We start from the raw sequence: 12,438 nt of genomic DNA, 5'->3' as shown, positions 1-12,438 counted from the left end.
AATCTTTTAAAATGAAGAAGTTTTCTAATTATATAGAATGTAACGGTAGTAAATAATTAAAGAGACGTGAGTCCGGTTTGTTTTCGATTGTTAGTCGGTTTGTTAATGTTTTTATGTCTGGTCTGTTCCTTCGGCTATCACGAAAGCCGAAACCTTATTTTAAAGGCATTTGGTTCAGGCATCCCGGCTGCACTCCTTTATACTTGTATGATATTGTATTAGATTATTGATCATTTGGTATCTGTGTTGTGTTAAACTCATGTTGAAGAGGCTTAAATAGCTGTTGTCAATTTTTTAATATCTGTGATATTTAATTCAAAATCCAAAAAAAAAGTAATGAAAATATTTTTTTTTCGAAAAAATAAGGTTCATGGGTTTTATTTTACAAATTAATATTTACATTAGCAGCAGATTTAAGACAAACAAATGATCGCAACTATTTATAACTGGAACTTTTTTTATTTCTTCTTTTATTTCTTTAAGAGAGGAACGGGGCTGTTATAGGTATATGTGAAAAAGTATATAATATTAAAGTCCCGAGCAATCGGGACTTTTTTTTTACATAAAAATTAAATGAAAACTAAAGTTGCAATACAGGGAATCAGAGGATCTTTTCACCATTTGGTGGCACAGGAGTATTTTCATGATGGGGTAGATGTTCATGAATGTCTGTCTTTTGATAAACTGGTAGATAGTCTTCTGGATAAGACATGTGGCATGGCGGTAATGGCTATTGAGAATTCAATAGCCGGATCCATAATTCCAAATTATGCTTTGATCGATGCTAATCACCTGCATATAATCGGTGAACATTATATCAATATCCATCAAAATTTAATGGCTTTAAAAGGGCAGGAGATAGAAGATATTAATGAGGTGTATTCGCATCCGATGGCATTACTGCAAACCAAAGAATTTTTCAAGAAATACCCGCATATAAAACTTATTGAAGATGCAGATACGGCCGAAGTGGCACAAAGAATACATGAACAGCAGCTCGATGGTGTAGGTGCTGTTGCGAGTTATGCGGCAGCTAAGATGTACGATTTGGAAATTTTGGGGCCTGAAATTCAGACCATAAAAAATAATGCTACCCGATTTGTGATCGTCCAGACTAAAAACTCGGCTATTCCGGAAGATGAGATCAATAAGGCATCGTTAAAATTTGAGTTGGATCATAAAAGGGGGAGCCTGGCTACCATACTTAACGTTATGAGCGATTGCCGAATGAATTTAACGAAGATTCAATCATTGCCTATTATAGAAACACCATGGAAATATTCGTTTTTTGTGGATGTGACTTTTGAAAAGTACTCGGATTTTGAAAAGGCCAAGTCTGTTTTAGAAATAATGGCTGAGCACTTTAAAGTACTCGGGGAATATAAAAATGCTAGACTATGATTCAGTTTGCAAAACGATTAGATACAGTACAAGAGTACTATTTCTCTAAAAAGCTAAGAGAGGTAAGTCAGTTAATAGCAGAAGGAAAGCCTGTTATTAACATGGGAATAGGAAGTCCGGATATGGCTCCAGCACCTGAAGTCCTGGATGCTTTAACAGCATCTTTGACCCATGAAAAAGCCCATCAATACCAGAGCTATGTAGGATTGCCGGAACTGAGAAAAGCCATTTCGGCTTTTTACCAAAAACATTTCAAAGTAGAGGTAGATTACAATAATGAAGTGCTGCCATTACTGGGATCAAAAGAAGGGATCATGCATGTCAGTATGGCTTTTTTAAATGAAGGTGATGAGGTGTTAATACCGAATCCGGGTTATCCTACCTATACTTCTGTCACAAAGTTAGTGGGTGCTGTGCCAAATTACTACGATTTAAAAGAAGAAAACGGGTGGATGCCCGACCTTGAAGCACTTGAACAGCAGGATTTGTCTAAAGTGAAAATAATGTGGTTGAATTATCCGCATATGCCAACAGGAGCTAGGGGAGATAAAAAGATGTTCGGAGCATTGATCGCTTTCGCAAAGAGAAATAATATCCTTTTGGTAAATGACAACCCATACAGCTTTGTACTTAATAAAGAACATAATAGCATTTTATCCGAGAAAGGGGCAAAAGAAGTAGCATTAGAGTTAAATTCATTAAGTAAGACCTTTAACATGGCCGGATGGAGGGTAGGATTCATTCTTGGGAGTAAAGAACATATTCAGGCGGTGATCAAAGTAAAAAGCAATATGGATAGCGGGATGTTCTATGGCCTGCAGAAAGGGGCTGTGAAGGCTCTGGAGCTTTCAGATAATTGGTATGAGAGTATTAACGAACAATACCAGAAAAGAAGAGAACTGATATATCAATTGGCTGATAAACTGAACTGTAAGTACGACAGGAATGCAGTTGGCATGTTTGTTTGGGCAAGACTCCCTGAAAAAATAGACGTTGTAGAAGCATTTATAGACGATATTTTATATAAACAAAGCATTTTTATTACACCGGGGAGTATTTTCGGAAGCAATGGAAACCGGTATATCCGTTTTTCGTTATGTGTTCCGGAAGGTAAAATTAAAGAGGCAATTAATAGGTTTTAACGGTAAATAGCTCAGGAAACCAAAACAGTATAAGAAATGAATGTATTTATAATAGGATTGGGACTCATAGGCGGATCGATGGCGATCGATATAAAAAGGGCCAATCCTTCAGTCAGGATCTTTGGAATAGATACAAATCAAGAACATATTCAAAAGGCGTTAACCCTTGGTTTTATTGATGAGGCTTCAGAAATGATCGATCTTAAGGAGGCTGAAGTAGTCATTGTGTCAATACCGGTAAATGCAGCGCTAAAGGTAGTTCCGGAAGTTTTGGATATCGTAAATGACGATGCTCTTGTTTTTGATGTAGGTTCTACTAAATCGTTAATTTGTAGTGAAGTAGCAAACCATAAAAAACGAAGAAACTTTTTAGCTACACACCCAATTGCAGGTACGGAGTTCTCAGGTCCTAATGCAGCTATTGAAGGTTTGTATAACGGGAAAACCAATATCGTGTGTGAAGTTGAAAAAACAGCTTTTAAATTGCAGGAAAGAGCAATGAAAATTTTCCAGGATCTCGGAATGCGGATCCGGTATATGGAACCCAAGGCACACGATAAGCATATAGCTTATGTCTCCCATTTGTCGCATATAAGTTCGTTTATGTTGGGGAAAACTGTCATAGAAAAAGAAAAAAATGAACGCGACATATTCGATATGGCGGGTAGTGGTTTTGAAAGCACAGTAAGGCTGGCTAAAAGTTCTCCGGCCATGTGGGCACCCATTTTTGAGCATAATAGGGAGAATGTGATCGAAACCCTGGAAGAGTACATAGGAAACCTTTTAAGATTCAAGGAACTGATAGAGCAAAATGACTTTTCCTCTATCTATGATGAAATGGCAAATACAAACAGAATAAAAGAAATTTTAGCAGGAATATCAATCAAGACAAATTAAACAGAAAATTTAAAAATGGAAAATTCAAAGGAGTTAAGAACATGGTTAGATGATTTAGGGTTGGATCACCCATTGGTGATTGCAGGGCCATGTAGTGCAGAAACAGAAGAGCAGGTACTAAATATTGCACATCAGTTAAAAGATACCGATGTAAACTATTACAGAGCCGGAATTTGGAAACCGCGTACTCGTCCCGGAAACTTTGAAGGAGTTGGAGCACTTGGACTTAACTGGTTGAAAAAAGTAAAAGAAGAAACCGGAATGAAAACGGCTACAGAGATCGCTAATGCAAATCATGTAGAGCTGGCCCTGGAAGCAGACATAGATCTTCTATGGATCGGAGCCAGGTCAACGGTAAGTCCGTTTATAGTTCAGGAAATAGCTGATGCTTTAGACGGAACAGATAAAATAGTATTGGTGAAAAACCCTGTAAATCCGGATTTGTCGTTATGGCTCGGCGGGATAGAACGTTTATATAAAAGCGGTATTGAAAAATTAGGGGTAATTCACAGAGGGTTTTCAACATACGAAAAAACCAAATACAGAAATATTCCTGAGTGGCAATTAGCTATTGAGTTACAAAATAAGTTCCCGGATCTTCCGCTTATTTGTGATCCTTCGCATATCAGTGGAAACAGGGACTTGATCTTTGATGTTTCTCAGACCGCTTTAGATCTTAATTACGACGGTTTGATGATCGAGACCCATTTTGATCCGGACAAGGCATGGAGTGATGCTGCACAACAAGTTACCCCTGAAAGGCTGGTGCAAATCATGAAAGATCTGAAAATAAGAAAAGAAACAGATGCGGAAGCTGAATACAATAATAAACTAAACCAGTTGCGGGCACAGATAGACGTAATAGATAACAGCCTTATCGATACCCTGGGCAAACGTATGAAAGTGGCAGATGAAATCGGAACCCTGAAAAAGCAAAAGAATGTAGCGGTTCTTCAGTCAAAACGATGGAATGAGATTTTAGGAAACATGATTTTGGAAGGAGAGCAAAGAGGACTTAGTGAAGAGTTTGTGCTCAAGATGTTTAAAGCTATTCACCAGGAATCGATCAATCATCAGGAAAAGATATTGAAATCTTAATAAATTAAGGGCCCTGAAAAGGGCTTTTTTTAATTTATTGGCTGAGATTTGCTTATTTTGCCATAAAATAATTTTAATGACAGGAACCGTCTATAAATCTACCGGGAGCTGGTACACGGTAAAAACTCCGGAAGGAGAAATATATGAATGCCGGATAAAAGGGAAATTCCGGATAAAAGGAATCAAAAGCACCAATCCGGTAGCCGTAGGCGATGTCGTTGATTTCGATCTGGAGCATTTAGGAGATGAGGCTGTAGGGGTCATTAAAGAAATTCACGATCGTGAAAATTATATTGTTCGTAAATCGGTAAACCTGTCTAAGCGAACACACGTAATAGCCGCTAATATAGATCAGGTGTTTTTGTTGATAACCATCAGCAATCCGGTAACCTATACCTCGTTTATCGACAGGTTTCTGGTAACTGCCGAGGCATACGATATAAAGGCGGTTTTAGTATTCAATAAGACAGATACCTATACAGAAGAAGAGTTAATACAAGCTAAATACCTGGCTCAAATGTATCGCTGTATAGGCTATGAATGTATGGGGATTTCTGCCAAGACCGGGAAAAATGTAGATCAGGTAAAAGAAATGATGAAAGGGAAGACCTCGATGTTCTCCGGTCATTCCGGGGTAGGGAAATCTACTTTGGTGAATATGATAGAACCCAGTTTTGACCTGAAGACGGCAGAGATTTCAGAGTACCACCGGCAAGGACAGCATACAACTACTTTTGCCGAAATGTATGATCTGAGTTTTGATGCACGGATTATTGATACTCCCGGAATCAGAGGCTTTGGTGTTGTCGATATGGAGAAAGATGAAATAGGCGATTATTTCCCCGAGTTTTTCGCTTTGAAGAGCGAGTGTAAATTTAATAACTGTCTGCACGTAGATGAACCCAAATGTGCTGTAAAAAGAGCCTTGGATAATAATCAGGTTTCGTGGTCGAGATACCGAAGCTATATACAATTATTAGAAGGAGACGATGAGCCTTATCGTACGGATATTTATGGGGAAGATTGATCCCGGGAATAAAAAAGTTCAGTAAGTAAATGAGAGCAGTAATACAAAGAGTTACAGAGGCGAGTGTAACTATTGACGGAAACGTAAAATCATCAATAGGTCACGGGGTGCTGGTCTTACTTGGAATTGAAAACGATGACGAGAAAAATGATATAGAATGGCTTTCAAGGAAAATAGCTAACCTCAGGATATTTAACGACGATAATGAGGTCATGAACCGGTCTTTGATTGATTCAGGAGGCGATGCAATTGTCGTTAGTCAATTTACGCTACATGCATCAACCAAAAAGGGGAATAGACCTTCATATATCAAAGCAGCCAAACCGGAGATTGCAATTCCGCTATACGAGGCTTTTGTCAAACAATTAGAAGGAGATCTTCAGAAAAAAGTAGGAACCGGTGAGTTTGGAGCCGATATGAAAGTAACACTCGTTAATGACGGACCGGTGACAATAATTATAGATACTAAGAATAAAGAATAGGAAATGAATTTAAAGGAATCACAATTAGCTGTAGATAAATGGATCAAGGAGCATGGAGTTCGTTATTTTAATGAATTAACCAATATGGCCCAGCTAACAGAAGAAGTAGGCGAAGTAGCCCGGATTATAGCGAGACGTTACGGAGAGCAAAGTGAAAAGGAGAGCGATAAGGAGAAGGATCTTGGAGAAGAACTTGCCGATGTGGTTTTTGTGGTATTGTGTTTGGCGAATCAAACCGGAATAGATTTACAAGCTGCGTTTGATAAAAAAATGGACAAAAAGACGAAACGTGATCACGATCGGCACCATAGTAACGAAAAGCTTAAATAATGTTATTTTACGATTCCTGTAAAAACAGGGGTCTTTTTTTAATTTACACCTCATTTTATAAATACATAAAAGTGAATTTACACCTTCAATCTTCAACGGGAAAATTATCAGAACATATCAAAATAACAGGATCGAAAAGTGAAAGTAACAGGGCTTTGCTCTTACAGGCACTCTATCCGTCGTTAAAAATTGATAACGTATCAAATTCAGACGATTCAGAAGTGATGCAGAAGGGGCTGAAGATCATCAATGGAGAGGTCGATATCCATCATGCCGGAACAGCCATGCGGTTTTTAACAGCTTTTTTCGCAACACAGGAAGGGAGAGAGGTTGTCCTTACCGGTTCGAAACGGATGAAGGAACGTCCTATAAGAATATTGGTAGATGCACTCAGGCAGTTAGGCGCAGAAATAGAGTATACCGAAAATGAAGGATATCCGCCATTAAAAATAAGCGGAAAGAGAATAAGCAAAAATAAAGTTTCAATGGCGGCTAATGTCAGCAGTCAATATATTTCGGCATTATTGCTGGTGGCACCGACATTAGATAGTGGTTTGCATCTGTCCCTGGAAGGAAAAATCACCTCTGTCCCATACATGAAAATGACATTGGCATTGTTAGATCATATCGGAGCAGAAACAATTTTTGAAGGAAATGAAATTACTGTAAAACCTTTCCATACAGAGTTAAGCCGGGCTGAATTTGTAGTAGAATCAGACTGGAGCTCTGCATCCTATTTTTATAGTGTTGCTGCATTATCAGAAGTAGGAACAAAAATTAAATTGTCCAGTTATAAAGAGAACAGTTTACAGGGCGATTCTGTATTGGCCGAAGTTTATAAAGATTTTGGTGTTATCACCCAATACGAAGGAGAAAATATCATTCTGGAGAAAACAGAAGAAATAGATTTGAACAAGGTTATAGAGATCGATCTGAGCGACGCCCCCGATATAGCGCAAACAATTTCTGTTACAGCGTTTGGGCTCGGTATTGCATGTAGTCTTAGCGGATTGCATACCCTGAAAATAAAAGAGACCGACAGACTGGAAGCTTTAAAAACGGAGCTAGGGAAGCTAGGAGCGTCTATAGAAGTAACAGATAAGGAATTGTATTTAAAATCATCTTCATCAATGAATAAAGATGTCGCTATTGATACTTATAACGATCATAGAATGGCCATGGCTTTCGCTCCCTTGGCATTAAGGACGTCTATAATCATAAATGACGCCGGGGTTGTCTCTAAATCCTATCCTGATTTTTGGACGGATATGAAAAAATTAGCGTTTAAAATAAAGGAAATAGAAGGCTAATGTATAATTAATTGCCTATTTCCTTGACAACCCCTGTTTTAGGATTGTATATTTGCAGGCTTAAAAAATACTTTTTAGATGAAATTATCTCATTTTAACTTTGATCTTCCGAAGGAGTTATTGGCTGAATACCCATCTGAGATGAGAGATGAAGCTCGCTTGATGGTGGTACACCGAGAAACTGGAGAAATTGAACATAAACTTTTTAAAGACCTTATCGATTATTTCGATGAAGGAGATGTGATGGTACTCAATAATACCAAAGTATTTCCTGCTCGTTTATTTGGTAATAAAGAAAAGACCGGGGCACGTATCGAAGTGTTTTTGTTGAGAGAATTAAATGCAGATCAGCGTTTATGGGATGTTTTAGTAGATCCGGCCAGAAAAATCAGGATTGGAAACAAACTGTATTTTGGTGATGACGAGAGTTTGGTGGCTGAAGTTATTGACAATACAACATCCAGAGGAAGAACACTCCGCTTTTTATACGATGGTTCTTATGATGAGTTCAGACAGAAATTGAATGACCTTGGAGAGACCCCTTTGCCAAAATATATTAAGAGAGAGGTAGAACCGGAAGATGAAGAACGATATCAGACTATATATGCCAAACATGAAGGGGCAGTTGCTGCACCTACAGCAGGATTACACTTTTCTAAACATTTATTAAAACGTTTGGAGATAAAAGGGATCGATTTTGCAGAAGTTACATTGCATGTAGGCCTGGGAACTTTTAATCCTGTTGAAGTAGAAGACCTTTCCAAGCATAAAATGGACAGTGAAGAGCTGTATATAGAGAACAGGTCTGTAAACATCGTCAATGAAGCCAAGTCTAAAAAACATAAAGTATGTGCAGTTGGTACGACGGTAATGCGTGGTTTGGAAAGTTCAGTGTCCTCAGACAGAACTTTAAATCCGTTTCAGGGCTGGACCAATAAATTTATTTTTCCTCCATACGATTTTAGTATTGCCGATTGTATGATTACAAATTTCCATACGCCAAAATCAACTTTGTTGATGATGGTATCTGCTTTTACCGGACATGATTTAATGATGAAAGCATATAAGGAAGCTGTGAAGGAAGAATATAAATTTTATTCATACGGAGATGCCATGTTGATCTTGTAATTTAAGATTTATATAATATATTTATAAGGTCCTGCTTATGCAGGGCCTTATTTTATATAGGGATAAAGGCATAAGTAATAGAGAGAACTTCACTATTTTTGCGGTAATGGAAGTAACTAACGGAGATATCAGGGCGTTAAGTAAAGATGAATTAAGAGATTTTTTTGTGTCTAACGGCGATAAGGCCTTTAGGGGCAATCAGGTCTATGAGTGGTTGTGGAGTAAAGGGGCTCACTCTTTTGAGGACATGACTAACATTTCGAAAGAAACCCGGTTCATGTTAAATGATAATTTTGTGATTAATCATGTGAAAGTTGATCACATGCAAAGAAGTAAGGATGGCACGATAAAAAATGCGGTGAAGCTCTATGACGGCCTTATTGTTGAGTCTGTGCTGATTCCTGCTGAAACCAGAACCACGGCCTGTGTTTCCAGTCAGGTAGGTTGTAGTTTAGATTGCAAATTTTGTGCTACCGCCAGGTTGAAGCGTATGAGAAACCTCAATCCGGACGAGATCTACGATCAGGTAATAGCTATTGACAATCAGAGTCGTCTGTACTATAACAGGCCGTTGTCTAATATCGTTTTTATGGGAATGGGAGAGCCGTTGATGAACTATAAAAATGTATTGAAGGCCATAGAAAAAATTACATCCCCTGAAGGACTAGGCATGTCGCCAAGACGAATTACTGTTTCTACATCAGGTGTCCCGAAAATGATTAAGAAGCTGGCCGATGATGAAGTAAAGTTCAAATTGGCAGTATCGCTTCATTCAGCTTTAGATGATGTTCGTACACCCATAATGCCTTTTAATGAGAAGTTCCCTCTCGGCGATCTAAGAGAGGCCCTGGAGTACTGGTATGCAAAAACCAAAAGCAGGATCACATACGAATATGTGATCTGGAAAGGAGTTAATGACCTTCGTAAAGATGCAGAGGCATTGGTTCGTTTCTGCAAGTTTGCTCCTTCAAAGGTAAACCTGATCGAATATAACCCGATTGGGGATGATCATTTCAAGCAGGCGGGGAATGATGCCATAAGTATGTATCAAGATCTATTAGAACGCAACGGGATAACTGTTACTATCAGGAGATCGAGAGGAAAAGATATTGACGCAGCCTGTGGACAATTGGCAAACAAGTCATAACGGATTTTAAATAAATGATTCCTGTAACTTTTTTGCTGATATTTTTAAGTAAGTACTATCTTTGATGCCGCTAATGAAGATAGTAGAACAAATTAAGTCGCCTATTAGGGAAGAAATGGAGCTTTTTGAAAAAAAGTTCTATGACTCTATGTCTTCAAAGGTGGCTCTTCTAAATAGAATTACACACTACATTGTAAATCGTAAGGGAAAACAAATGCGCCCGATGTTTGTTTTTCTGGTGTCAAAGTTAGTTTCCGGAGGAAATGTCAATGAAAGAACATATCGCGGAGCCTCGGTAATCGAATTGATCCATACGGCTACGCTGGTACACGATGATGTGGTAGACGATGCAAATCTTCGCAGAGGCTTTTTTTCAATCAATGCACTCTGGAAAAATAAAATTGCAGTTTTAGTCGGAGATTACTTGTTATCAAAAGGATTACTTCTTTCTATTGATAATAATGATTTTGACCTTTTGAAAATTATTTCTGTTGCGGTTCGTGAAATGAGCGAAGGTGAGCTACTTCAAATAGAAAAAGCACGCCGCTTAGATATTACAGAAGATGTGTACTACCAGATCATTCGTCAAAAGACCGCTACCCTGATAGCGGCATGTTGTAGTTTAGGAGCATGTTCTGTTAAACCTGAATCAGAAGACGTAGAGCGTATGCGTAAATTCGGGGAGCTTATCGGGATGGCTTTTCAGATCAAGGATGATTTGTTTGATTATACAGACGGTCCTATCGGAAAACCTACAGGAATTGATATTAAGGAGCAAAAAATGACCTTGCCCTTAATTTATACCCTGAATAATTGCTCGAAAAAAGAAAAAGACTGGCTGATAAACTCAGTGAAGAATCACAACAAAAACAAAAAACGGGTTAAAGAAGTAATCGCTTTTGTAAAAGATCGTGGTGGCCTTGAATATGCAGAAAAGAAAATGATCGCTTTTAAGGAAGAGGCGTTGTCACTGCTGGGGTATTACGATGAATCAACATACAAGGACGCTTTAATGCTTATGGTTAATTACGTAATAGAACGTAAAAAATAAATAACTTTCCCTTTTTATACCCTCAACCGCGATGTCTGGTTTTATTTTTGATAAAAAATAATTACCAGGGACAACCTTTTTAATTTCAAATGCGTCTATGTAAATAGAAACACCAATGAAACAGATCTTGAGGGTCATACAGCTTCATACCAACGAAAAAAAACTCGTAAAGAAAAGTATAAACGGCGACAGGGATGCACAGCGTAAATTATATTCGCTCCACGCGCCTAAAATGCTATCGGTATGCAGGTATTATATTAAGGACCTCCATTATGCCGAAGACGTATTGATCCAGGGGTTTTATAAAGTTTTTAAAAATCTGGAGATGTATAGGGGCGATGGGAGTTTCGAAGGCTGGATCCGAAAGATTATGGTGAGAGAGTGTTTGTCGCATCTGAGGAGTAAAAAAGATCTGGTTCTTATCGAGAATGATAAAGGGCATTCTGATGACGATCTTGTGCAAAATGATTATCAGCAGTTTATAGATGTTGAGGAAATACAGCAGATGATAGACGAATTGCCTAAAGGTTATAAAACAGTATTCTTGCTGTTTGCTGTTGAAGGATACTCCCATAAAGAAATATCCGCTCAGCTGAATATTTCAGAAAGTACATCTAAATCACAATTGTTTAAAGCCAGGAAAATGTTGCAGGACAGGATTAATGAACTCAAAAATCAAGAATATGAAAAGCAATTATCTTGATAAGTATATAAAAAGGAAGCTTGAAGAGCGAAAGGTGGAGCCGGGACCTGATGCATGGGATAGGTTGTCCGAAATGTTAGATGAAGAGAACGAAGTGGTAAAGCCAAAAAAGATGCTGGTACATTGGGTAGCCGCTTTGATGGTTTTGGCTGTAGTCAGCAGTGTCTATTTATTCAGGTCGGGTAAAGACCGGGAACCTGTAGAGGTAGTGGAAACAACCAAAGAAGAGCCGGTTCTTATAAATGACGATCTCCTTATAGAGGATGATCATAAAGAGGGAGAGGCAATTGTTGGTATTGAAAATAAAGAGAAGGAACTCTCAGTAGAAAGAACGAATAAAATCTCAAAAAAACGAAAATCAAGTTTCAAAAAACCAGGTGTTTCGACCGATGAAAGAATTGTTGAGGTGCAATATGAAAAAACACGAGAGGAAAAGAAAGTAGATGAGGTGGTTTCTAAAATAGCTGCCCTTAGTGAAAAGAGGGAGGTTACAGATGCAGAGGTAGAAGCTTTATTATTACAAGCTCAAAAAGACTTATATGAAAATACGATCATAAAAAGCCCAGATAGTTTGAGTGCCATGGTCTTGTTGTCAGAGGTGGAGACAGCTTTGGATCAGTCTTTTAAGGAGAAAGTCTTCGAAGCCCTTAAAGAAAGTTTTATTAAGGTAAAGACGGCTGTGGCCGAGCGTAATCAGTAGTTTATTCATCAATCAAAATTAA

13 protein-coding genes are annotated in these 12,438 nt (G+C 38.2%); all 13 read left to right on the top strand.

The features are described from left to right. The first annotated feature begins 573 nt into the window (after positions 1-573). Positions 574-1,401, top strand: a complete 828-nt coding sequence (locus MQE36_RS01940; RefSeq protein ID WP_242937520.1) for a prephenate dehydratase — start codon at positions 574-576, stop codon at positions 1,399-1,401. Then, entirely contained in the window at positions 1,398-2,543 is a 1,146-nt protein-coding gene (locus tag MQE36_RS01935; protein ID WP_242937519.1) for a pyridoxal phosphate-dependent aminotransferase, read from the top strand. The genes MQE36_RS01940 and MQE36_RS01935 overlap by 4 nt, the downstream gene beginning before the upstream one ends. A gap of 36 nt (positions 2,544-2,579) precedes the next feature. Continuing rightward, positions 2,580-3,440: a prephenate dehydrogenase gene (locus MQE36_RS01930; protein ID WP_242937518.1), complete on the top strand. Its 861-nt coding sequence runs from the start codon at positions 2,580-2,582 to the stop codon at positions 3,438-3,440. Positions 3,441-3,455: 15 nt separating this feature from the next. Continuing rightward, complete coding sequence (locus MQE36_RS01925; RefSeq protein WP_242937517.1) at positions 3,456-4,538, top strand: bifunctional 3-deoxy-7-phosphoheptulonate synthase/chorismate mutase type II; 1,083 nt, start codon at positions 3,456-3,458, stop codon at positions 4,536-4,538. A 76-nt stretch (positions 4,539-4,614) separates the two neighbouring features. Next, positions 4,615-5,565, top strand: coding sequence for a ribosome small subunit-dependent GTPase A (gene rsgA, locus MQE36_RS01920; protein WP_242937516.1), 951 nt, complete (start codon positions 4,615-4,617; stop codon positions 5,563-5,565). 29 nt (positions 5,566-5,594) lie between these two features. Further along, positions 5,595-6,047 (top strand): D-aminoacyl-tRNA deacylase, encoded by a 453-nt coding sequence (gene dtd, locus MQE36_RS01915; protein WP_242937515.1) that lies wholly within the window; start codon positions 5,595-5,597, stop codon positions 6,045-6,047. A gap of 3 nt (positions 6,048-6,050) precedes the next feature. Next, complete coding sequence (locus MQE36_RS01910; protein WP_242937514.1) at positions 6,051-6,377, top strand: nucleotide pyrophosphohydrolase; 327 nt, start codon at positions 6,051-6,053, stop codon at positions 6,375-6,377. A 71-nt stretch (positions 6,378-6,448) separates the two neighbouring features. Continuing rightward, complete coding sequence (gene aroA, locus MQE36_RS01905) at positions 6,449-7,687, top strand: 3-phosphoshikimate 1-carboxyvinyltransferase (RefSeq protein WP_242937513.1); 1,239 nt, start codon at positions 6,449-6,451, stop codon at positions 7,685-7,687. A gap of 78 nt (positions 7,688-7,765) precedes the next feature. Further along, a complete protein-coding gene (queA, locus tag MQE36_RS01900; protein ID WP_242937512.1) occupies positions 7,766-8,815 on the top strand; it encodes a tRNA preQ1(34) S-adenosylmethionine ribosyltransferase-isomerase QueA in 1,050 nt (349 codons plus the stop codon). A 106-nt stretch (positions 8,816-8,921) separates the two neighbouring features. After that, on the top strand, positions 8,922-9,962 hold the full coding sequence (rlmN, locus tag MQE36_RS01895) for a dual-specificity RNA methyltransferase RlmN (RefSeq protein WP_242937511.1): 1,041 nt from the start codon (positions 8,922-8,924) through the stop codon (positions 9,960-9,962). A 73-nt stretch (positions 9,963-10,035) separates the two neighbouring features. Further along, the gene (locus tag MQE36_RS01890; protein WP_242937510.1) at positions 10,036-11,013 is read left to right on the top strand and encodes a polyprenyl synthetase family protein; all 978 of its coding nucleotides are present in this window, start codon (positions 10,036-10,038) and stop codon (positions 11,011-11,013) included. Between the two features lie 115 nt (positions 11,014-11,128). After that, the gene (locus MQE36_RS01885) at positions 11,129-11,716 is read left to right on the top strand and encodes an RNA polymerase sigma factor (RefSeq protein ID WP_242937509.1); all 588 of its coding nucleotides are present in this window, start codon (positions 11,129-11,131) and stop codon (positions 11,714-11,716) included. Next, on the top strand, positions 11,697-12,416 hold the full coding sequence (locus MQE36_RS01880) for a hypothetical protein (RefSeq protein WP_242937508.1): 720 nt from the start codon (positions 11,697-11,699) through the stop codon (positions 12,414-12,416). Before MQE36_RS01885 ends, MQE36_RS01880 begins: the two co-directional genes overlap by 20 nt. Positions 12,417-12,438 lie beyond the last annotated feature (22 nt).

Origin of the sequence: Zhouia spongiae (assembly GCF_022760175.1) — a bacterium.
GTDB lineage: Bacteria > Bacteroidota > Bacteroidia > Flavobacteriales > Flavobacteriaceae > Zhouia > Zhouia spongiae.
This window is presented reverse-complemented; position numbering and strand designations above follow the sequence as displayed.

What these genes read in the sequence shown, in the direction of transcription:
- queA (WP_242937512.1), top strand. Translation starts at nt 7,766, where the DNA reads ATGAAATTATCTCATTTTAACTTTGATCTTCCGAAGGAGTTATTGGCT.
- rsgA (WP_242937516.1), top strand. Translation starts at nt 4,615, where the DNA reads ATGACAGGAACCGTCTATAAATCTACCGGGAGCTGGTACACGGTAAAA.
- MQE36_RS01940 (WP_242937520.1), top strand. Translation starts at nt 574, where the DNA reads ATGAAAACTAAAGTTGCAATACAGGGAATCAGAGGATCTTTTCACCAT.
- MQE36_RS01890 (WP_242937510.1), top strand. Translation starts at nt 10,036, where the DNA reads ATGAAGATAGTAGAACAAATTAAGTCGCCTATTAGGGAAGAAATGGAG.
- MQE36_RS01935 (WP_242937519.1), top strand. Translation starts at nt 1,398, where the DNA reads ATGATTCAGTTTGCAAAACGATTAGATACAGTACAAGAGTACTATTTC.
- MQE36_RS01910 (WP_242937514.1), top strand. Translation starts at nt 6,051, where the DNA reads ATGAATTTAAAGGAATCACAATTAGCTGTAGATAAATGGATCAAGGAG.
- rlmN (WP_242937511.1), top strand. Translation starts at nt 8,922, where the DNA reads ATGGAAGTAACTAACGGAGATATCAGGGCGTTAAGTAAAGATGAATTA.
- dtd (WP_242937515.1), top strand. Translation starts at nt 5,595, where the DNA reads ATGAGAGCAGTAATACAAAGAGTTACAGAGGCGAGTGTAACTATTGAC.
- MQE36_RS01880 (WP_242937508.1), top strand. Translation starts at nt 11,697, where the DNA reads ATGAAAAGCAATTATCTTGATAAGTATATAAAAAGGAAGCTTGAAGAG.
- MQE36_RS01930 (WP_242937518.1), top strand. Translation starts at nt 2,580, where the DNA reads ATGAATGTATTTATAATAGGATTGGGACTCATAGGCGGATCGATGGCG.
- MQE36_RS01885 (WP_242937509.1), top strand. Translation starts at nt 11,129, where the DNA reads ATGAAACAGATCTTGAGGGTCATACAGCTTCATACCAACGAAAAAAAA.
- MQE36_RS01925 (WP_242937517.1), top strand. Translation starts at nt 3,456, where the DNA reads ATGGAAAATTCAAAGGAGTTAAGAACATGGTTAGATGATTTAGGGTTG.